Source organism: Idiomarina sp. UBA3162, from assembly GCF_002364475.1.
In the GTDB taxonomy this organism is placed as follows: Bacteria; Pseudomonadota; Gammaproteobacteria; order Enterobacterales; family Alteromonadaceae; genus Idiomarina.
In genome coordinates this window covers 16446-37592 of sequence record NZ_DEYI01000029.1, presented here as the reverse complement: position 1 = coordinate 37592, position 21147 = coordinate 16446, and the positions used below count along the sequence as shown (strand labels likewise).

17 protein-coding genes are annotated in these 21147 nt (G+C 48.3%); 7 read left to right on the top strand and 10 right to left on the bottom strand.

All coding sequences use genetic code 11. The features are described from left to right. The coding region (locus B2X00_RS03585) for a beta-ketoacyl synthase N-terminal-like domain-containing protein (protein WP_290486154.1) at positions 1 to 612 on the bottom strand (612 nt) is incomplete at its 3' end. 208 nt (positions 613 to 820) lie between these two features. Between B2X00_RS03585 and mnmC the strand changes: the two genes are divergently transcribed. Further along, entirely contained in the window at positions 821 to 2638 is a 1818-nt protein-coding gene (gene mnmC / locus B2X00_RS03580; RefSeq protein WP_290486153.1) for a bifunctional tRNA (5-methylaminomethyl-2-thiouridine)(34)-methyltransferase MnmD/FAD-dependent 5-carboxymethylaminomethyl-2-thiouridine(34) oxidoreductase MnmC, read from the top strand. Between the two features lies 1 nt (position 2639). On the opposite strand, the gene B2X00_RS03575 is transcribed toward mnmC, so the two are convergent. Beyond that, positions 2640 to 2915, bottom strand: coding sequence for a YfcL family protein (locus B2X00_RS03575; protein WP_290486152.1), 276 nt, complete (start codon positions 2913 to 2915; stop codon positions 2640 to 2642). Between the two features lie 88 nt (positions 2916 to 3003). Between B2X00_RS03575 and fldB the strand changes: the two genes are divergently transcribed. Both fldB and B2X00_RS03565 read left to right on the top strand, forming a co-directional pair. Beyond that, complete coding sequence (gene fldB, locus B2X00_RS03570) at positions 3004 to 3528, top strand: flavodoxin FldB (RefSeq protein ID WP_290486151.1); 525 nt, start codon at positions 3004 to 3006, stop codon at positions 3526 to 3528. 19 nt (positions 3529 to 3547) lie between these two features. Beyond that, the gene (locus B2X00_RS03565) at positions 3548 to 5950 is read left to right on the top strand and encodes a zinc-dependent metalloprotease (RefSeq protein WP_290486150.1); all 2403 of its coding nucleotides are present in this window, start codon (positions 3548 to 3550) and stop codon (positions 5948 to 5950) included. A gap of 63 nt (positions 5951 to 6013) precedes the next feature. Here B2X00_RS03565 and B2X00_RS03560 read toward each other — a convergent pair whose 3' ends face one another. The 3 genes from B2X00_RS03560 to B2X00_RS03550 all read right to left on the bottom strand — a co-directional run bounded on the left by B2X00_RS03560 (position 6014) and on the right by B2X00_RS03550 (position 10954). Continuing rightward, complete coding sequence (locus B2X00_RS03560; RefSeq protein ID WP_071463501.1) at positions 6014 to 6406, bottom strand: acyl-CoA thioesterase; 393 nt, start codon at positions 6404 to 6406, stop codon at positions 6014 to 6016. A 50-nt stretch (positions 6407 to 6456) separates the two neighbouring features. Next, the gene (locus B2X00_RS03555; RefSeq protein ID WP_290486157.1) at positions 6457 to 8700 is read right to left on the bottom strand and encodes a S9 family peptidase; all 2244 of its coding nucleotides are present in this window, start codon (positions 8698 to 8700) and stop codon (positions 6457 to 6459) included. An 85-nt stretch (positions 8701 to 8785) separates the two neighbouring features. Next, entirely contained in the window at positions 8786 to 10954 is a 2169-nt protein-coding gene (locus tag B2X00_RS03550; protein WP_290486149.1) for a TonB-dependent receptor, read from the bottom strand. Positions 10955 to 11135: 181 nt separating this feature from the next. On the opposite strand from B2X00_RS03550, the gene B2X00_RS03545 reads away from it, so the two are divergent. Next, positions 11136 to 12788 (top strand): M28 family metallopeptidase, encoded by a 1653-nt coding sequence (locus B2X00_RS03545; protein WP_290486148.1) that lies wholly within the window; start codon positions 11136 to 11138, stop codon positions 12786 to 12788. 65 nt (positions 12789 to 12853) lie between these two features. Here the strand turns inward: B2X00_RS03545 and B2X00_RS03540 are convergent, their stop codons facing one another. From B2X00_RS03540 to cysS, 3 genes are all read right to left on the bottom strand, one after another. Continuing rightward, the gene (locus tag B2X00_RS03540; RefSeq protein WP_290486147.1) at positions 12854 to 14560 is read right to left on the bottom strand and encodes a GNAT family N-acyltransferase; all 1707 of its coding nucleotides are present in this window, start codon (positions 14558 to 14560) and stop codon (positions 12854 to 12856) included. A 125-nt stretch (positions 14561 to 14685) separates the two neighbouring features. Next, positions 14686 to 16230 (bottom strand): M17 family metallopeptidase, encoded by a 1545-nt coding sequence (locus B2X00_RS03535; RefSeq protein WP_290486146.1) that lies wholly within the window; start codon positions 16228 to 16230, stop codon positions 14686 to 14688. A gap of 15 nt (positions 16231 to 16245) precedes the next feature. Beyond that, positions 16246 to 17628 (bottom strand): cysteine--tRNA ligase, encoded by a 1383-nt coding sequence (gene cysS / locus B2X00_RS03530; protein ID WP_290486145.1) that lies wholly within the window; start codon positions 17626 to 17628, stop codon positions 16246 to 16248. A gap of 138 nt (positions 17629 to 17766) precedes the next feature. Here cysS and B2X00_RS03525 point away from each other — a divergent pair, with 138 nt between their 5' ends. Both B2X00_RS03525 and B2X00_RS03520 read left to right on the top strand, forming a co-directional pair. Further along, a complete protein-coding gene (locus B2X00_RS03525) occupies positions 17767 to 18270 on the top strand; it encodes a peptidylprolyl isomerase (RefSeq protein WP_290486144.1) in 504 nt (167 codons plus the stop codon). After that, positions 18267 to 18986 carry a UDP-2,3-diacylglucosamine diphosphatase gene (locus tag B2X00_RS03520; RefSeq protein ID WP_290486143.1) on the top strand — a complete coding sequence of 240 codons (720 nt, stop codon included), beginning with the start codon at positions 18267 to 18269 and terminating at the stop codon, positions 18984 to 18986. The genes B2X00_RS03525 and B2X00_RS03520 overlap by 4 nt, the downstream gene beginning before the upstream one ends. A gap of 54 nt (positions 18987 to 19040) precedes the next feature. Here the strand turns inward: B2X00_RS03520 and B2X00_RS03515 are convergent, their stop codons facing one another. Next, on the bottom strand, positions 19041 to 19640 hold the full coding sequence (locus B2X00_RS03515) for a Yip1 family protein (RefSeq protein WP_290486156.1): 600 nt from the start codon (positions 19638 to 19640) through the stop codon (positions 19041 to 19043). Between the two features lie 323 nt (positions 19641 to 19963). On the opposite strand from B2X00_RS03515, the gene miaE reads away from it, so the two are divergent. Beyond that, positions 19964 to 20728: a tRNA isopentenyl-2-thiomethyl-A-37 hydroxylase MiaE gene (miaE, locus tag B2X00_RS03510; protein ID WP_290486142.1), complete on the top strand. Its 765-nt coding sequence runs from the start codon at positions 19964 to 19966 to the stop codon at positions 20726 to 20728. A 40-nt stretch (positions 20729 to 20768) separates the two neighbouring features. On the opposite strand, the gene B2X00_RS03505 is transcribed toward miaE, so the two are convergent. After that, positions 20769 to 21147: dicarboxylate/amino acid:cation symporter (locus B2X00_RS03505; protein ID WP_290486141.1), on the bottom strand; the 379-nt coding region annotated here is incomplete at its 5' end.

Here is a 21147-nt window from a genome sequence, read left to right as displayed (position 1 = left end):
CGCGCCCATAGCGTCAAATTCCATACCGAGCGTCCAGTGCAGTTCCTCACCACCACCTGCAAATACGCGGTCTTGCTTACCAAACTGGATAAGCTCAAGTGCATGACCTATACAGTGCGCAGAAGTCGCGCAGGCTGAACTGATTGAGTAGTTCGTGCCTTTGATTTTAAAAGGTGTCGCCAAACAGGCCGAGGTGGTCGATGCCATGCAGCGCGGCACCATGTAAGGTCCTACGCGTTTAACACCGCGTTCGCGGAGCGTATCTGCAGCAGCAACTTGATGCTCACCCGATGCGCCACCCGAGCCCACGACAAGACCTGTACGTGGATTAGACACTTCTTCTTCGCTCAAACCCGCGTCTTCGATAGCTTGATGCATCGCGATGTAGGCGTAAGCTGCCGAGTCACCCATGAAACGTAAAGCTTTACGATCGATGTGGTCTTTAACGTCTAAACGCACAGGACCCCAAACTTGGCAACGCAGCCCCATTTCGGCAAAGGATTCTGAACGCTCAATGCCCGACTTACCGGTGCGTAGCGATTCAAGGACTTCTTTCTGATTCGTTCCGATACTCGATACAATACCGAGTCCGGTAATCACAGCTCTTCTCATTACTTATTCCTGTATTGGCGATGGGCCGATAAATTAAAATTTTTCTTATGTTGTATGGTAACGAACAACGGGTCAACAGGTGGTCTGCTTTGTTTAAAATTTTTCTTGCCAACCCTAGCGACGTCAATGACTCGATGTAAACTCATCAACTATTCGATTCAAAGTTGTTATTATAGCGACCATTGAGTAAGAATTCATGGTGTTAAGCATGCCAAATCATGCAAAAATTCAATTTAATGAGGCCGGCGTCCCCGTCTCGCAAGCATTTGACGACATTTACTTTTCTGTCGACAGTGGTATCGATGAAAGCCGATACGTATTTCTCAGACATAATGGATTACCGGAACGTTGGGCTAGCTTGCCAGTTCATTATGACTTTGTTGTGACAGAAACGGGTTTTGGCACGGGTCTGAATTTCTTGCTCACTTGGCTTAATTTTCGCGCTCATGCACAACCTTGTACACGTCTGCACTTTGTCACTGTAGAAAAGTACCCGCTGAGTAAACAGCAGTTAGCGCAAGCTCTCACCACATTGCCTGAGGTCGCCGAAGTGGCTGATGAGTTAATCGCTCACTATCCTGCGACGGAAACAGGTTGTCATCGCTTGATTTTTGACCAGGGTCGAGTGGTATTAGACTTATGGATTGGCGATGTTGAGACGATCTTAGAAGAGTGGCAAAGTTGTTTAACAGCGCGGGTTGATGCCTGGTTCCTTGATGGTTTTGCGCCAGCAAAGAATCCAGCGATGTGGCAGTCAGCCCTGTTCGAAACCATGGCACAAAGCGCTCATCGCGATACGACCTTTGCCACCTTTACCGCGGCCGGAGTGGTCAAACGCGGACTCGGTGAAGCCGGGTTCACAATTAATAAAGTTAAAGGTTTTGGTCGTAAACGTGAAATGCTCTGCGGTCACTTTCCCAGCCAAACGGTAAAAGCCAATCGCAATTTAACTCCGGTTACCGTGGTCGGCGGTGGTATCGCCAGCGCCTGTTTGACGCAGGCGCTGCACCAACGCAATATTCCCTGCCGTGTTATCAGCCAAGGTAAAGCTGATGGCGCATCAGGTAATCCACAAGGTGCCGTATACCCACTCCTACACGCCGAACGCACGCCATTGAGTCGATTCTACTTGCAGGCAACATCCACCGCGCTGAGCTATTACACGCCTTGGCGTGAGCGCTATTGGTTTGCCTCAGGCGTGCTGCAACCCGCATTTAATAATGCGCGTATCGAACGCATGAATAAGGTCACAGCATGTGACTACAGCGAAGCTACAGTACAGTCACTCACGTCAGAGCACAGTTCATCAGCCGCCCACCTTGCGGTAGAACAACCCAGTTTGCTATATCCCAGTGCGGGCTGGCTTAACCCTGCGGGCTTCGTGCGCACCTTGTTTGAATACCATCAGCCCGAATGGATTAGTGATACCGTCAAGCGTATGACTATCGTTCAAGACAAGGCTTCAAACCCGAGCTGGAACATCGTAGGCACGCATGCTGAATATACAACGGCACGGGTTGTGCTAGCGGCCGGGCATCACTCGGCTGAGCTTATCGATACGCCACTTAAAATAAAACCGGTCAAAGGACAGATATCGATGGTACGTGCATCGGCTGAAACGGCGCAATTAACCACGGTGCTATGTTACAAAGGCTATATGGTGCCTGCTCAGCAGGGAGAACACTGTATCGGCGCAACGTTTGAACGCGATCAAGCCGATTTGAGCAGCTCATCAACGGCCGATGAGGCGAACTGTGAATCGCTGGCCAATTGCGCTCAACAAGCTTGGAGTAAAGATTTAACGGTAACAGGCCATCGCGTTAGCGTACGGGCCACTACACCTGACCATCAACCTGCAGCAGGGCTGTTGCAACCGGGATTGATGCTGTTTAGCGGATTAGGATCGCGCGGATTAACTTCGGCTCCGGTGCTCGCCGAGTTACTCGCCGAACAATTGAGTGGCGGAATCGTACCGTTAACAAAAGACGCGCGGTCGCGTGTGCAACCACAACGCCTGATGACATAAGTTAAACGCTACGAACCACGGTGTCGAGCTGCTCAACTAGATTATTGACGTGCGTTTGGTCTGCGGGTGCGAGTTCATGTTTAGCTTGCTCCACAGCGGCTTTCAAATTAGGGATAATGGCCTGCGCATCGGTTTCATCGTTCATTTCCATGCGGGCAACAACGAGGTCAAAATGGCCTCGTAGATAGCCACTCGCAAACAATTCGTCATCGGTTCCGTCGACATACACTTGATCGAAGACACTTTCTAACTGCTCTATTACCGCATTAAACGACATCAAATCACCTTTTTTCGCATTACTGAGACGTTATTTTAACGATGTTTTTGCTACAATGCACCCATCGAAACTATCCAACGAGGTTGTTATGTCGTTGCAAATCGGCCTGTTTTATGGCTCAACTACCTGCTATACAGAAATTGCCGCTGAAAAAATTCAGCAAGCCATTGGCGAAGACATTGTCTCGATATTTGACATTAAAGACACACCGCTAAAAGAGGCAGAGCAGTTCGATATCCTTATTTTAGGCATATCGACATGGGACTTTGGCGAGCTTCAGGAAGATTGGGAAAGTCACTGGGACGATATTACGCCGCTCAATTTAAAAGGCAAAATCGTCGCGCTTTATGGTATGGGTGATCAAGAAGGCTATACCGACTGGTTTCAGGACGCCCTCGGCATGTTGCATGATGCCATTGCCGACAAAGGCTGCAAGCGCATTGGTTTTTGGCCTAATCAAGGCTATGACTTTGCAGCCTCTAAGGCACTCACCGACGATGAGCAGTACTTCGTCGGTTTATCCCTTGACGAAGACACGCAGTACGACTTATCTGAAGAACGTATCGAGCAGTGGACAACACAAATTCTCGAAGAAATAGCTGATCAACTATAACGACAAGAAGGAAGCCAACATGCGAAATTTTATTCGCGTTGTATGGGTCAGTATTGCGTTGCTACAAGCAAGTATAGCAACAGCTGCGACTGAACCGACCCCGAGTGTTGCAGAGTTCACACAATCGATGGAAAAGGCAGAAGGCTTTTTTGATCTTTATCACGATAGCCAACACGGTAAATACTATCTTTTTGTGCCTCACACCGAAAACTCATTTATTTTTCAGACCAGCTTGCCGTGGGGGTTAGGTTCGAATGATGTCGGCCTTGATCGGGGTCAACTGGGACAAACTCAACTGGCTCACTTTAAAGTACAAGGTCAACGAGTTTTATTAGTTGCTGAGAATACCCAATACCGCGCGGGTGATAAAAACCCAGCGGAGCATGCGAGTGTGCAGCAAGCTTTTGCCGATAGCACGCTGTTTGGATTTGACGCTGTCGCATCAAGTGAAGACGGGGTATTAATCGATTACACGCCATTTTTAATGACTGATGTTCACGGAGTGAGTGAGCGCTTACAACAAACGGGGCAAGGTCAATATAGTATCGACAATAGCCGCTCCGTCATTTATCCCGCTCGATCTAAGAGCTTTCCTGATAACACCGAGCTAGAAGCAACAGTCACTTTTGTAGGCCAAGGTAAAGGGCAATACGTAAACACCATTTTACCTAATGCCGATGCAATGACGTTGCATTTGCATCATTCCTTTATCCGTTTACCCGATAACAATTATCGTCCGCGTGCCTTTGCTCCTAATAGTGGTTTCTGGGCACAAACCCATTACGACTATTCGGCACCTTTAGGTGAGTCCATCGCGCAACGTGTCATTCCGCGTCATCGTTTAGCAAAAAAGGATCCGATCGCTTCGAGTAGTGCTCCACAACAGCCTATCACCTACTATCTTGATCCGGGCGCGCCAGAGCCCGTGAAATCGGCTTTACTTGAGGGCGCGTCATGGTGGGCACAAGCATTTGCAGCAGCCGGCTATGAAAACGCGTTTCAAGTAAAAATGTTGCCCGCTGACGCCGATCCCATGGACGTGCGTTACAACGTAATTCAGTGGGTACACCGAGCCACTCGAGGCTGGTCGTATGGTTCCTCAGTCATCGATCCGCGTACCGGAGAAATCATCAAAGGCCACGTTACGCTGGGTTCTTTGCGCGTGCGTCAAGATATGAAAATCGCTGAGGGTTTAATAGGCCCGTTCAACAAAGAAAATAGCGAAGAACTCAAAGAAAAAATCGAGCAAATGGCACTAGCACGGATTCGCCAGCTAAGCGCCCACGAAGTCGGACACACGCTCGGGATCGCACATAACTTTGCGGCGAGCACTGACAACCGCGCGTCAGTGATGGACTACCCACATCCACTCGTGACACTTACAACAGACGGTGAAGTCAGTCTCAATGATGCTTATGATACCGGGATAGGTGAGTGGGATAAGCAAGTTGTCGCATACGGTTACAGCGATTTCGGCGGTATGCCAAGTGAGCAAGAGCAACTCGACCGCATTTTACAGCAAAATAAATCGCTCGGTTTAAGCTTCATTTCCGATCGCGACGCCCGCCCCGTCGGTGGCGCTCACCCGACAGCTCATTTATGGGATAACGGCAGTGATGCGGTGACCGAGCTCGAACGGCTGCTCAACGTGCGTAAGCAAGTGCTCAATAACTTTGGCCAGCATCAGCTACCTTCTGACGCTGCACTCAGTGAGTTGCAAGAAGTGTTCGTGCCAATTTATCTACTGCACCGTTATCAAACCGAAGCCGCCGTAAAATGGCTAGGAGGCGTTAACTACCAGTATTACATCAATGATCAAAAGCCAAACGATTACGGCCCTGTCAGCCCAGCCGCGCAGAAGCGCGCGCTCGATCAACTGATTGAAACCGTGCGCGCAGATACAGTGCGAGTGCCACGAAGCATTGAAAAATTGTTAGTACCGCTGGCTTACGGCTATTCTGATAATCGTGAACGATTTGAGGGCCGAACCGGGTTGATACCGGATCCTGTGAGCATGGCGGCAAGTGCTTCGGGCTTTAGCTTATCGCTGATATTTAATCCGCAGCGTCTGAACCGCTTAAGTCAGCAACACGCGATTAAGAGTGAAGTCCCCTCACCTGTTGCTGTGGTGAATACACTATTTAATACCCTACTTGAAGACTGGCAGGCTCAGCCTGACGACCCTGTGAGCCAACGCGTGCTTGTGACGGCAGCCAATGCACTTGTCGAAACCATGCAAGATGAGAGCGTTGCCCCCGAGGTTCGTCTAGCATTGCGTAACGCGACTGCGACACTCGTGGACAAGCTAAAGGGTCATGTGGTGGTCGAAGCCCTCGCTGAGCAGCTTGACCATTACCTAACTGAAGGTCAGTGGCCTGCGGGATATGCGCCAGCGGCCCTACCGCCCGGCTCTCCAATCTAAGCAATCGATCGATGGACAAAAAAACGGCGCATAACGATGCGCCGTTTTTTTAATCAATAAGTATTAACTTTCGAAGTTAAACTCATCCAGTTCTTCTTTCGTTTTACCATGAGGTGTCGGTTGACGGGTCTCTGGGTCAATATGAACGAAAACAATATCGTCAGCAGTACAGATATTTTGCTTGGTGTGTTTATTTCTAACCACACAGGTAATATTGAGTGACGTGCGACCTGCCGATTTAACTTGCAAACCAAACTCCACTACATCACCTTGGAAAGCTGAGGTTTCGAAAGTAATCGCGCCAATGTGTTTAGTCACCAAACTTTTAGCCCCGAGTTGGCAACTGGCAAAAATATAGGCCTCTTCATCGATCCACTCGAGGATACGACCACCGAATAAAGAACCAGCAAAGTTAAGATCATTAGGCATGACCAAACGGCGAGATAAAAAGCGCATAGCGACTCCTCAACAGTTTAAGTTCGTTTCAGAGTCGCTAGTATAACCTATTATTGCTTCAACGTTTGTTGAAAAAAGTTGGCAATGAGTTGATAACGATGAATACGCGTATTCTTTCCGTTAAGCGAGTGTTTTTTACCTGGATAGTTCATCATTTGAAACGGCTGCGCATTATCCTGTAACTGCTTATACAGCTTTGTGCTATGGGTGAATAGCACATTATCATCGGCCATACCGTGATAAATCATCAAGTCACCGCTCAAACCGTCCGTATAAGGAAATACCGACGCTTTCTCATACGCATCGCCCTGCTGTGGCATCCCCATATAGCGTTCAGTGTAATGCGTGTCGTATAGACGCCAATCGGTCACAGGCGCACCCGAAACGCCTGCGGCAAAGTACTCAGGCGCCTTAAACATCGCCATCAACGTCATGTAACCGCCGTAGCTGTGACCGTGAATGCCAATACGCTCAGGGTCGACATAATCCAACGTGCGCAAGAACTCGACACCGCGTATTTGATCGGCAATTTCAGGGGTGCCCATATTTTTATAAATAGGTGCCTCAAATGCTTTGCCACGATTAAACGAGCCTCGGTTATCCACACTAAACACGACGTAACCCTGCTGCGCCATATACTGTACTAGGTAATTACCCCAGCCTTTAGTCACGACCTGAGCGCCTGGACCACCGTAAACATAAACCATCACTGGGTAATGTTTAGTTGAGTCAAAGTTCGCTGGTTTAGTCAGTTGGTAGTATAAGGTTTGTCCATCTTCGGCCTCTAAGGTACCAAACTCTGGATACAACCAGTCGCGCCAGTATGGTTTTAATGGATGTTGTTCATCAATTTTGTTTTCTTTAAGCCAAGTCAGACGCTTACCTGTGGGGCCATTCAAACTGATTTGCGGCGGCTGTTGATAAGACTCGAATGTATCAACATATGAACTACCGTCCGCAGCAAACTGAATATGGTGCATCCCTTCGCGCTCGGTAATACGACTTGGCGTAGCCGGTGAGGTGGTATTCAATTGATTTCGATATAAATGCAGCTCAAGCGGTGACTTCTCGCGTCCAGTAAAATAAAACACCCCCGTCTTTTCATCGATAGCAGCGAGCTCGTCAACCTGCCAATCTCCCGAAGTCAGCTGACGAATTAATCCACCGTCGACGCGATACAGGTACAGGTGTTTGTAACCACTGCGCTCTGATCCCCAGATAAAATGCTTATTATCGTCAAGAAAGTACAAGTCATCGTTGAGGTTGACCCAGCTATCGCTGGTCTCGGTCAAAATAATGGCATCACTTTGGTCGTTAGCGTCGACGACATGTAAATCAAGTTTTTGTTGGTCTCGGCTCTGCCACTGATAACTGAAGCGCTGACTGTCTTTGAGCCACTTCACTCGCGCTAAATAACCGTCACCTAATGCGTCGAGACCTAGCCAAGCGATGGACGACTCTAGGTTCTTCTCATTATTGAAATCAATGTTCACGACGCCAAGGTCGACATTCACGTTTGGAGTGCCCGCAAAAGGATAACGCTGCTCGATCATGTCAATATGGTCCGCATAGATTTCGCTACGCACGGCAACATCAACGGGCGATTCATCGACCCGCGTCAAGGCGATTTTATGTTCGTCAGGCGCCCACCAGTAGCCTGTCATACGGTCAATTTCTTCTTGAGCAACAAACTCGGCCATGCCGTATTTAATCGTACCCGCGCCGGAGCTCGTTACGGCTTGTTCTTGACCCGTTTCTAGCGAGTATACATAAAGATTCTGCTCACGAATGTACGAAACGTAATGCCCTTGAGGCGAGAGCTTAGCATCGGTTTCAAACGCTTCGGTTTGGGTGATTTGACGCGCCTTACCGGTTGCTAATGAATAGTAGTAGACGTCGCCCGCAAGGGGGAATAGTAATGCGTCCGATTGTGCCGACCACTGGTAGCTCACAATACCTGAACCACTTAGACGTAAACGCTCACGACGTGCCTTTTCCTCATCAGATAACACCTCTTCGCCGGCGAACACGTCATCTGCATTTACCAGACGCTGATGTTTTTCAGTCGCTAAGTCGTAAGACCAAAGGTCATAGTGGCTGGCATCATCAGGGCGACCTTTTAAATAGGTTAAACGTTGGCCGTCGGGTGAGAAGCGCAAAGCGCGCATTGAATCGCCAGATAGCGAGGGTGAGCTAAAAATTCGCTCAATTGAAAGTTCTTTACTTTCGGCATGCGGTTGCATGACCGATGCGGCTAGTATCACACCAGCCGTTAATAATGAAAAACGCAACATCATTGGTTTCCTGTCTTATTTTTTAACTCGACAAGAATACCAAAGATGCTGCGCGATGTTCAGCCTCTGCGGTCAATAAACAAGGTTAGAAGGTCACTGACACGCCGACTTTAAAGTTACGACCCGCCATTGGCGCATCATCTTTTAAAAACGAGCTGTGCACACGACCCAGTTGATTAGTTAAGTTCTCACCTTTCACGTAAACAGTCGCACCATACTGTGCTAACCAATTAGGATAAAAACTTGCGCGCGCGTTTAGCAGGCCAAAGCCGTCAGTTTCAGTTTCGTTTGCTGCGATCTTGTCTTGCGTTAAGTAGCGCGTATAACCAATTGCACCATCCCAATTTGTTGCTTGATAACGTACTTCAGTACCTACGCGTTGCGCTGGAATGCGTGGCAAGTCACCACCATCGCGTAATTCGGCACGGGTGTAATCACTAAAACCATGTAATGACCAAGCATCAGTTAATCGATAATCAGCTTCCAACTCATAACCGTAGAGGTTAACGTCCGCCTGTGAAAATTGCACAACCATTAAACCTTCTTCGTCATGTTCATGGTCGTGGTCATGAGCTTCTTCACCGGCGTGTTCATCATGGTCCTCATCGGTATGAATCGCTGTTGAACTAATACCCGTGAAACGTTCATAGATGAAGTCATCGACGCGGTTATAGAATACATTCGCTTGTAAATGAAAGCGTTCTGTTTCGTAGTGATAGCCGAGGTCGATATTATTTGAGGTTTCAAGCGCCATATCCGCATTCTCTTGATGCAGATGATACTCGCCGTTACCTTCATCATGTAGCTCGTATAATGTACCTAATTCATAAGTACGTGTTGCGAAGTGCTCACCGTTCGAGAATACTTCTGTCGCACTAGGGGCGCGCTCCGAATGCGATAGGTTGATTGATAATGAGCTTGCATCATCAATGTGATACATGTAACCCGCCGAAAGCGATGTCGCATTGAACGTGTCTAACGTCAACTCGGTGCTGCTCAAGTCAGTTCGCTCTTGACGAATACCTAAGTCAACATGGTGATCGCCAATCTCACGCTCGACAACCCAGAAAACACCTTGGCTGCGACGTTGTGTGTCGGGCGTAAAGGCTTCTTCGCCCGTTGCTGTTTTATCAGAAATATCCCATTGAAAACCTACAGCGCCGGTCCATCCAGCTAACGGTGCGTGTTTAGCTATCACGCGCACTTCTTTTTGTTGGTTCTTGAACTGAGTGCCTACGGTTGCGCCTTCAATTTCACTGTGTTGATAGTCAGTGATAGCTGCGCGCATTTCCACCGCTTCAAACCCTGCAAAGGGGTCACGCAGTTCACCTGCTATCTGCCAACGTTGTTGCTCCAAATCAGCAAAAGGACCCGCCTCTTCAGCGTGCTCGAGCCCCTCATCATGACCTTCCTCTTCATGACCTTCTTCTTCGTGGTGGTGATGCTCATGGCCAGGAATGCCGTACTCTTGATACAGGCCCTGATAAGAGATACCAAAGTAGCCTTTATCGAACTGATAAGAAGCACCCACAGTACCACCTTTCGAATCAACAAAGCTGTTCTCAACTTCGTCTAACACTTCACCTTCATCATTAATAAAGTCAGGTGTGTCATAGTTATCCGACAAACGTCGATGCGCATCCACGTAAAGCACCCATTCGCCGTTGCCCATCGTCATATCATACGAGCCGCTACGCCCATTGTTAACACTGTCATAACTGGCATTAACGCCACCTTCGATACCATAAACTGGCTCTGACGGGATACGCTGGTCAACCACGTTGACTACGCCACCAATCGCGCCACTACCGTATAACAGCGTTGCTGGACCACGCATTACTTCGATTTGTTCTGCAGTACTGGTTTCAGTAGTAACCGCATGATCTGGGCTGCCACGTGATACGTCACCGGTATCTAAACCATTTTGAGTCACTTTTACGCGCGGTCCACCCAAACCACGAATAATCGGACTACCCGCCACCGTCGCAAAGTGCGTATTATTAATGCCAGGTTCAAGCGCAAGAGTTTCACCTAAGCTATGCGCCTGCTTCTGCTTCAAGTCATCGCCAGAAATAATATTGACTGGCTGTGTGCTCTCGAGCGCCGTTTTATTCAGTGGGCTCGCTTGGATAACGATGGTCTCATCCACTTTCTTTGACCGAGCTTGATCATTGCTTTGCTGTTGCGCTTGAGCAAGAGCGCTGGCAGGAAGTGCTGCCAAAACAGCCAATGTAATTGCATTTAACGACTTCATAGACATACCTACTGTTGTTTTTACTCAGGGAGAGCTTCTAACGTTTAATGTGATAATATAACATTACATAACTGGTTTACGTTTTGCAACACTCTTGTTCACTGAGTTGGTAGTGATTCTGTACGACGTGGGGTACACTGTGGTTGATGTAATAACAAAGACAACTATGGGAATTTAACTGATGAAAGTAACACGCTTGCTCATACCATCGCTGTTAGCTGCATCGCTAGCTGCATGTGGTGGTCAGGATACAAGTGCTTCTCAAGCAACTGAGGTCAGTGCGCAAAAACAAAACATCAAAGCGCACCTTGAGTTCTTGGCAAGTGACGATCTACGTGGTCGTGAGACAGGTAGCCGTGGTCATGAAATCGCTGCTAAGTATATCGCCTCTGAGTTTAAGCAAATGGGCTTACAACCGGCGGGGGAAGATGGCACCTATTTCCAACGTATCCCGTTTAGAATCAGTACATTGGTACCTAACAGTGCCAAAATGTCATATACCGTTGACGGTGAAACAACAGAGCTTACTTTTGGTAAGCAATTCATTACAGGCCCAAGTCACTATAGCCAGTTAAGCGAAGTCACTGCGCCGTTAGTGTTTGTTGGCTACGGTATGGAAGCACCTGAATTTGGCTTAGACGATTATGCAGGTCTTGATGTTGAAGGCAAAATCGTTGTTATGCTGACAGGTCGTCCAGCAGACTTGCCGAGTGAAGAAGGTGCGCACTTGGCTAATATCAAAGGTGATATCGCACGCGAAAAAGGCGCTGTCGGTATCATTACATTGCACACGCCAGAGCGTGAGAAAGTACGCGAGTTCGAAACCAGTGTTTATTACACTAAAACGCCACGTATGACTTGGATTGGTCCCAATGGCTTACCTCAAGGTGAAGAACAGCAATTAATGGGCTCTGCCTATGTCAATATTGATGCAGGTAAAGCGATGTTTGAAGGTGCTGAACAGCCGCTGGAAGCTATCTTTAAACAGATCGAAGAAGATCCAAACGCTTCACCAAAAGGGTTCCCGCTAAACGGCTCTGTATCTTTAGCTAAAGAGTCTAACCACGAAGAAACCACCAGCCCTAACGTGGCGGCGGTATTGCCGGGTACTGATGAGAAGTTAAAAGACGAGTACGTGGTATACACAGCTCACGCAGACCATATTGGTGTAGTTAAAGACTTAAGCAGCGATGACACCATCAATAACGGCTTGATGGATAACGCATCAGGTGTGTCGGTGATGTTGGAAACAGCACGTATGTTTGTTGAGTCAGGTCAAGAAAACAAACGCTCTATCATGTTCTTGGCAGTGACCGCAGAAGAAAAAGGTCTATTGGGTGCTGACTACTTCGCTAATAACCCAACCGTACCGCTTAATAGCATCGTCGCTAACGTGAACTTGGATATGCCGGTACTACTGTATGATTTTGCGGACGTTATCGCGTTTGGCGCATCACATTCAACACTGGGCGACACGGTTTCTAAAGCAGCCGCCAAGTTCAATATTGAGCAAAGCCCTGATCCGATGCCAGAGCAAGCGATCTTTACTCGTTCAGATCACTATACGTTGGTTAAGAAAGGTATCCCTGCGGTATTCTTAATGACCGGCTTTACCTCACGCACTGAAGGTGAAGACGGGGGTGAAGTGTGGGGTAAATTCTTCGCTGAGAACTACCACCGTCCAAGTGATGACCTTCACAACCTAGAAGTGAACTACGAATCAGCGACGCGCTTTACTGATATTAACTACGAAATCGGTAAAGAAATCGCCAATGATCCGCAGCGTCCACATTGGTTAGAAGACTCTTACTTCGGTAAGCAGTTTAAAGACTAAAGCAGTCACCTAAATGATAAAAGCCTCGCATTAGCGAGGCTTTTTTGTTTCCAGTAATCGACACGTTATGCATCCTCGCCCAAATAGCGTTTGCGCTTGCGGGCTTTTAAACGACTGATATCGACCAACACCAAACCGTCGATTGAGTCACTAAAATCAGGGTCCACACCAAACTCTAAGAACTGCACACCGCCTTGCTCGCATAACTCAGAATACTGCTTATACAACGTCGGTACACTCGCGCCCAAGCCACCCAAATACGACTTTAACGCTTTAAAGTCGTCATCATAGCTATCCCCTTTGAGCTCAAAACCGGGATGTTCAGTCACGCGAAACGCATGATTAGCAACGGCCAAGCGCTGTTGAGCCGGAAAATAGTGTCGATAAAAGGCAACCAACGCTTGCTTGGCGGGCTCGGGCAACGTATTGCTAATGCTCACCGAGCCAAACAAATAACGGTACTCAGGATGCTGCTTTAACAGTGCACCGATCCCCATCCACAGGTATTCTAAGCTTCGTTTGCCCCAATAGCGCGGCTGTACGAATGAACGACCTAACTCCAAACCCTCGGCAAAAATATCATCCATACCGCGTTCAAATTGGTAAAAATGACGGCTATAAAGTCCCTTCGGACCTACCTTTTGAATGATCTTCGCACACTCACCGAGCCGATAGGCCCCTGCAATTTCGAGATCCTCTGGGTCCCAAACGATAAGGTGCATGTAATACAAGTCATGGTCATCAAGGTCGCGGCGCTGCCATGTACCCTCGCCAACCGCACGAAAAGCCACTTCTCGCAAACGCCCAATTTCGCGCAGTAATGGTGAGCTCCCATCAAAGCGGTAGCAATAAATCGCTTTACCACAAGGCGTGTCACCTAAATGTTCACACGCCTCTATCGCTTGCTTGAGTGCTTGTCTAGGCTCAGGCCGTGAAATCGGTGTCAAGGTCGGCAAGATAGCCGGTTTAGCACTACCCACACGATACAAGTGCTTCTTAAACAGCTTCACTTGCTGTTTCATGGCAAGGTGTTGATGCTGAGTAATGGTTTTATGTGGAATCAACTGGCCAATACGACAACTGACCTGCTTGGTTTGTTGGCGAAACATCTCCTTCACCAACAATAACGTCGCTAACGGCTTGTACACCATTGATGCGGTATAAAATAGTGCCGAGTTGTGTGCTTCCAGGCGGATCGGCAATATATCCGACTGTGTGGCTTTAGCTAACTTTAAAAAGCCCGCTTGCCATTGGGTATCGCGCACGCCTTGAGGACGTAACCGAGACACCTCCCCCGAAGGAAAAACGATAACAACGCCCTCGTCATGTAAATGTTGATGTATTGCTTTCACATCATCACGGCTGGTGCGGCCGTTAAAAACCCGCACCGGCAACAACATACTTTGCAGTGGTGGCAGCTTCATCAGCAAATCGTTGGCAACGATTTTTACGTCGCTACGCACTTCACTGACCATTTTTAATAAGGCGAGGCCATCGAGCGAACCAATCGGATGGTTGGCAATGATCACCACCCGTCCCGTGGTCGGAATATTATCGAGCTCTGCACTACGGTAGGAGTAAGTAAAGTTGAAGTAATCAAGGACTTGCTCAACAAAGTCAATGCCTTGTAGGTTGGGATAACGCTGACTGAAGTCTTTAATATCGCTTTCGTGAAGTAAATTTTTAAGAAGCCAAGTGGTGGGTTTATATAGCCAAGGCTTGTTCTCAAGCTTGGGAAGTCGTTCTTTTACGACTTGTTCAACGTTTAACATATCAGATGCCTCCATGTGCAACATGGTAAAAGGCTAACGTTGAATTATGACGAATTGATGAATTAACAAACACAAAAAAGGTGGACCGTAGCCCACCTTCAAACTCATGCGTTGGCGCTTCGTATTTAACGCTTTAAGTAATGCGCAGACAAGCAAGTCACTGGCGCTGCAGTTGGCTTACCATGCTGCCAGTCGCCTCCCTCAACGCCGCTACCGGCGATATCGACATGCACATAACTGAGCGGTTTATCGCTATCGATACCGTGTGCGTCCAGCCCCGACACACCGACTAAGAATGCCATCGGGAATTGATGTCCGCGTGCAGTCGTCGCCGAAGGCCCATTGTTAGATGACAATAAATCATCACACAAGGTATGACCTTTAACAAAATCGAAGTCCTCACGGCGCGACCACGAAATTTCGGCTGGGTCACCGTATACTTCACCCACGTCAAATAGTTGCTGCGCAAGTTGACCACGGCGTGCAGGACCATTCGGTACTAACGCTGTGTATGGTCCTTTTGCTAACGCAGCGTGGCCTGTTAACGTCGCTACAGTGTATAGCTCACTCGGTAACTCACTTGCCGCCGCTTCCTCACGCAGGTGCGAGAGTAAATCAGCCATGACTAAACGGCCTTCGGCATCAGTGTTACCGATGCGCACGCGCTTACCGCTATGGCCCGTAATGATTTCGTCGGCAACAAAGGCATCCGAACCGATGCTGTTACGCACCGCACCGATTTCAGCTATCACATGCAAGTTAGCGGGTTCAAGTTCAGCGACGGTTTTGACAAATCCTGCCACTGCAGCCGCACCACCTTTATCACGGCTCATGCCCGCCATGTGCCCACCGACTTTAAGGTCGGCGCCACCTGTATCGTAAACAATCCCTTTACCCGCGAACATTACTTGACGCTCTGGCTGGCTGCCTTTGTATTCTAAACGGATAACACACGGACGATGACGCTCAACACTCACCGATGCACGCCCTACAGCGGCTGCAAGCGGATACTCGTGTTCGAGTTGCTGAAAGTCGTCAATCACCGTCACTTTAACCGCCGTGTGCGCAAACGCATTGCGGCAGTACTCGGCAAAGCGCGGTGGTGCCATGCGTTCCGGCTCAGTGCCAGCCAAATCACGAGCAACACGTTTGCCCGCTTCAATCGCCATAGCCCATTCGGCATCCAAAGAGCCCACTAAAGTCACATCACGGGTCGGTTCGATTTCATCCTCGCCATGATACTCGCGCGCTTCGAGCGGTTGATAAAGTGCTTGGCAGAAGCCTAAATAAGCGGCGAGAAAAGCCTGCTGATAACGTTCGTCTTCAACGTTAACACCGTTGAGCAAAATGACCGGATGACGTGCGCCTGCATCTTGCGCGATTTTTGCAGCTTTATGCGCGGCATCAAAGACTTGACGAACATCGTCATAGTCTCGGTTTAAAGGTCCTGTTGGTGCAACTACCATGCGGTTGCCAGGCACATCATTTGCACTGATCAGCAGTGCCTCTTTTCCCACGCGTTGGTCTGTACCCTGAGCAGCGCGAATCACTTCGCTCAACTGCGTGTTTTCAATATGCGCAAAATGACCGATAACAATCAGCGCATCGGTCTGTTCGTTATCAATGGCTTGCTGAAGTTCATCAACACAATGCAAGGTTGCAAATGCCATAATTTCCTCTCTTTTTTATGAACGTCGCCACTGCGTGCCGTTTGCACCATCTTCAAGCACAATCCCCATCTCAGTCAGACGGTCACGGGCGTCATCGGCAGCGGCCCAATCTTTTTCGGCTCTTGCTTTATTACGCTGAGCAATCAATGCCTCGATCAACGCAACTTCATCATCAGCGCCACCTTGCAGGAAACTCTCCGGTGACTGCTGTAAAAGTCCTAGTACATCAGCGAGTTCAATCAATACATGAGCCAGCTGTGCAGCACGCTCGGCATCATTATCACGCGCCTTGTTAATTTCACGCACCAATTCAAATAACACACTCATGGCTTCGGGGGCGTTGAAGTCATCATTCATCGCATCGGTAAACTGGTTCCAGTACGGTAAACGCAGATTCTCATCGGGCTGCTCTGGTGTAAGCCCGCGCAACGCAGTGTAGAGTCGTTCAAGTGCCGCATGCGCCTGCTCTAGGTTATCTTGCGTGTAGTTCAGTTGCGAACGATAGTGGCTTGATAGCAAGAAGTAGCGCACCGTTTCAGCATCGTACGCGTTTAATACATCACGTATGGTAAAGAAGTTGCCCAATGACTTCGACATCTTCACATCGTCCACCTGTACCATACCGCTATGCATCCAATAATTTACATAGTTGGTTTGATTCGCGCAGCAGCTTTGTGCGATTTCATTTTCATGGTGTGGAAACGTTAAATCCGACCCACCACCGTGAATATCAAAGGTTTCACCTAAGTGCGCTTTATTCATTGCTGAACACTCAATGTGCCAGCCTGGACGTCCTTCGCCCCAAGGTGAGTGCCAGCTCGGCTCGCCCGCCTTCGCCTTTTTCCATAACACAAAGTCCAGTGGGTCCAGTTTACTGGCTTCTACATCTACCCGAGCGCCCGCTTGCAACTGCTCAAGGTTCTGGCGGCTTAAACGACCGTAATCATCAAAGGTCGATACATCAAACAGCACATCGCCATTGTCTGCTTGATAAGCGTAGCCTTGTGTTACAAGCGATTCAATCATACGAATAATGTCATCCATATGCTGTGTAACGCGTGGCTCAACATCGGGCTCCAGCAAGTTTAACGCGGCGAAGTCACGGTGCATCTCATCAATATAACGCTGGGTCAATGCGTCAAAAGGTTCACCATTTTCGGCTGCTCGCTTAATAATTTTGTCATCTAAATCGGTAATATTGCGGACATAAGTTACGTCGTAACCAATTTTTCTTAGATAACGGACCACCACGTCAAACGCGACATAAGTGCGTGCATGACCAATATGACACAAATCGTATGTGGTCACGCCACACACGTACATACCCACACGGCCTGCTTCTCTTGGTGTAAATGTCTCTTTCTCGCGGGTCAGGGTATTAAACAGTGTCAGTGCCATAGTATCTCCGTAATTTGGCTTTAGTCGACAAAACGAACAAACCGATTCAGTTTTTATGATTCAACCACTAATGATACCACTGAACGGTCGGCTCTGGTACACTAGCGACCGATTAGTCGTAGTATTAAGGAACCCAAAATGCAGGTTGTTTTACATACCAATTATGGTGACATCACCTTAGCCATGCACACTGAGACCGCCCCTAAAACGGTCGAAAACTTTCTTCAGTATGCACGCGATGGTTTTTATGAAAACACGCTATTTCACCGTGTAATCGATAACTTCATGGTACAAGGTGGCGGTTTTGAGCCCGGCATGTCGCAAAAAGACACTCGAGGCACTATCGAAAACGAAGCCAAATCAGCAAAGCCAAACCTCACAGGCACGGTCGCTATGGCACGCACGCCTGATCCCCATTCAGCCTCGTCACAGTTCTTTATCAATGTGAACGACAACCACTTCCTTAATTTCCAAAACGAAACGCCAAATGGCTTTGGTTATTGTGTATTTGCTGAAGTCGTCGACGGCATGGACGTGGTGAATAATATCAAAGGCGTCAAAACGTCAACGGCCGGCTTCCACGCCGACGTTCCGGTTGAAGACGTGATTATCAAAAGCGTTACCGTCCAAGAGGACGCATGACCACCGCCTTCATTGCTGACCTTCATTTAAGCCCTGAACGCCCGGATATCACCGCGGCGTTCGAGGCCTTTTGTAAGCGCAATGTCTGTTTAGATAAACTCTACATTCTCGGAGACCTGTTTGAAGCTTGGTTAGGTGACGACGACCCGAGTGAGTTTGCTGTGCACATTAAGGCATTACTTAAACAGCTAGTAGACCACGGTGTGCATGTTTATTTTATGCCCGGTAACCGCGATTTTATGTTGGGCAAAAAATTCGCGCGGGAAGTGGGACTCACGTTACTTAAAGACGAAACGGTTATCGAACTCAACGGCGTCCGAACGCTGTTAATGCACGGCGATACGTTGTGTACGGCGGATCGTGACTACTTACGCTACCGCGCCGTCATTCAACACCCTATCACTCGATTTTTGCTTGCACGCTTACCGCTCAAAACGCGGATGGGTATTGCCCAAAAACTCCGCGCCAATTCGGGCACCCAGCGCCAACTGTCCCATCAACGTATGCAGCAGATGGATGCGCAACACAATGCCGTCGTTGAGGTGATGAATAATCACCAAGTTCAACAGCTTATCCACGGCCATACACATCGTGCGGCGATTCATTGCTTTGAACTCGCGCCCGAACGCCCTGCGAAACGCATCGTGCTAGGCGATTGGTATGACGCACAGAAAATTCAGCAGCAAACGAGCTACGTCGGTATCTATATGGCATAAAAAAAGAGCCCGAAGGCTCTTTTTTATTGTACAGAAATCATTTTATCGTGTTCTTTAAGACATGAAACGAGGACCAAAACCGTTAGTCCATAAGATGGCGGTAGCAACCATCAAAATAACCATTAAAATCAAGCCTGCAGTGACTACCGAGCTGGCATATAAGAAGCCGCGCTCCTCAGGGATATGCATAAGTACTGGAATACCTGCGTACAGCAAATACACTGAATAACCCACGCCAGCTAAAAATATCAGTGATACGAACCACAGCTCAGGATACAGTGCACTAATACCCGACATGATAACCGGCGTCGCCGTGTACGCCGCGAGCTCAAGTGACTGTGTAAAGGTCGGGTCGGCACCAAAGGTTTTCGCCATCCAAAAGACCAGGTAAGCTAGCGCAAACGCGGCGGCAAGGATGCCTACGTACATAGCGACCGCAAGCATAACGCCACTACTTTGCGTCAGTGATATCGACTCGCGCGCACCAATACTCCACCCTACGTGAACCGAAGAATAATAAGCAGCTAAGCAAGGTAGTAGCGCAACGAACAATAAATGCGTAAATGAGTGGCTAAAGCTCTCATGGCGTGCATCAATTGTTTTCCATTCTTCCATTGGGTGAGCATACAAACCCCAAATATGATTAAGTAACATAATCGCTTCCCCTTGTTGTAAGGCGCTGGGCCTCGAAACTTGCATCGAAAAACGCACCATACCCAGTTGTTATTGTTGCGTTGTTAGTAGTGCCTAACCTTTTATTATTGAGCTAAACAGTTAGACGCTTGATATGGCTAAAAATTCAACGCTTTACACTAATATCAAGAACATTTCTCATACTGTCAAGATCGCACTGATATTTTTTAATACGTTTTTTTAACAAAACCCGATCCAGCTCAAGTTGAGGTTTTCGTTTTCCTCGTAAGCACGTAAAATATCCCTTTATTTAGAAACGAAGTATAGCCATCAACATGCCACACATGAGTTCCGATATAGCCCAGTTGCTCGAACCAATTAACGACTTTCTACCTTGCTCCACACCTCAAGCATGGATCGACAAGGCGAAACAACCTGAGCAATTGCCGGTGCTTCTGCGTGATCACATGGTATGTGAGCTTAAAGCGGCCCAAAGCGCCATGCTATTAATCCGTCGCTACGCGGTTGACGAGGCCAGTGGGCAGGCGTTACTGGCATGGCTCAAGCCATACGAAGACTACACCTATCGACTTGTGGGAGATTGGCGTGCACTGGCTGACCACAACAAACTCAATAAACGAATGGTGCCAAAAGCCGAAAAACCTTACAGCGAAGAGTTGATTGACAAAATGGTGCTGCTGATAAAAGAGGAGCTGCATCACTTTTATCAGGTCCTTGAAATCGCGCACTCAATGAATATTGAGTATGACAAAATCACCTCAAGCCGTTACGCGCGTGGACTGCTCAGTTACGTGCGTACATACGAACCTGCCGCACTAATCGATAAGTTAATTTGTGGCGCTTATATCGAGGCTCGTTCATGCGAGCGTTTTGCCGCACTTGCACCTCACCTACCGCAACCATTAACCGATTTTTATATCTCGTTACTACGCTCTGAAGCACGTCATTATCAAGATTATTTAACCTTAGCGCAGCAGATTTCCAGTGAGGATATTAGTGAGCGTGTTGCCTTCTTTGCAGACGTCGAGGCGGATTTAATAAAGTCGCCAGACGGCGACTTTAAATTTCACAGTGGAATGCCCGTTTAATCGATTTAAATGAAACGGGTTGTCGCGCCTAAGGCGCGACCTACAGTTCTTCCAGTTTCTTGCCAGCTTCTTTGTCGTAGAACACGTCTTCGTCGAAGTCGCCTTCTGATTTAGCAACGACGCAGCTGACCATGGCATCACCCGTGACATTCACCGCCGTGCGGGTCATATCCAGTAAACGGTCGACACCGATAATTAAGCCAATACCTTCAACCGGTAGACCCACCTGCTGTAGAACCATCGCGAGCATGATTAAGCCAACGCCGGGCACCCCTGCCGTACCGACAGAAGCGAGCGTCGCGGTGAGAATGACCATCAGATAGTCAGCAACCGAAAGATCAAGACCATACACTTGAGCAATGAATACCGTGGCCACCCCCTGCATGATGGCAGTACCATCCATGTTAATGGTTGCACCA

Bases quoted from the DNA above. Each gene is read 5' to 3' on its own strand.
- B2X00_RS03515 (WP_290486156.1), bottom strand. From the start codon at position 19,640: ATGTTACTTAATCATATTTGGGGTTTGTATGCTCACCCAATGGAAGAA.
- B2X00_RS03520 (WP_290486143.1), top strand. From the start codon at position 18,267: ATGACCACCGCCTTCATTGCTGACCTTCATTTAAGCCCTGAACGCCCG.
- B2X00_RS03555 (WP_290486157.1), bottom strand. From the start codon at position 8,700: ATGTTGCGTTTTTCATTATTAACGGCTGGTGTGATACTAGCCGCATCG.
- B2X00_RS03540 (WP_290486147.1), bottom strand. From the start codon at position 14,560: ATGTTAAACGTTGAACAAGTCGTAAAAGAACGACTTCCCAAGCTTGAG.
- cysS (WP_290486145.1), bottom strand. From the start codon at position 17,628: ATGGCACTGACACTGTTTAATACCCTGACCCGCGAGAAAGAGACATTT.
- B2X00_RS03565 (WP_290486150.1), top strand. From the start codon at position 3,548: ATGCGAAATTTTATTCGCGTTGTATGGGTCAGTATTGCGTTGCTACAA.
- mnmC (WP_290486153.1), top strand. From the start codon at position 821: ATGCCAAATCATGCAAAAATTCAATTTAATGAGGCCGGCGTCCCCGTC.
- miaE (WP_290486142.1), top strand. From the start codon at position 19,964: ATGAGTTCCGATATAGCCCAGTTGCTCGAACCAATTAACGACTTTCTA.
- B2X00_RS03535 (WP_290486146.1), bottom strand. From the start codon at position 16,230: ATGGCATTTGCAACCTTGCATTGTGTTGATGAACTTCAGCAAGCCATT.
- fldB (WP_290486151.1), top strand. From the start codon at position 3,004: ATGTCGTTGCAAATCGGCCTGTTTTATGGCTCAACTACCTGCTATACA.
- B2X00_RS03545 (WP_290486148.1), top strand. From the start codon at position 11,136: ATGAAAGTAACACGCTTGCTCATACCATCGCTGTTAGCTGCATCGCTA.
- B2X00_RS03560 (WP_071463501.1), bottom strand. From the start codon at position 6,406: ATGCGCTTTTTATCTCGCCGTTTGGTCATGCCTAATGATCTTAACTTT.
- B2X00_RS03525 (WP_290486144.1), top strand. From the start codon at position 17,767: ATGCAGGTTGTTTTACATACCAATTATGGTGACATCACCTTAGCCATG.
- B2X00_RS03575 (WP_290486152.1), bottom strand. From the start codon at position 2,915: ATGTCGTTTAATGCGGTAATAGAGCAGTTAGAAAGTGTCTTCGATCAA.
- B2X00_RS03550 (WP_290486149.1), bottom strand. From the start codon at position 10,954: ATGAAGTCGTTAAATGCAATTACATTGGCTGTTTTGGCAGCACTTCCT.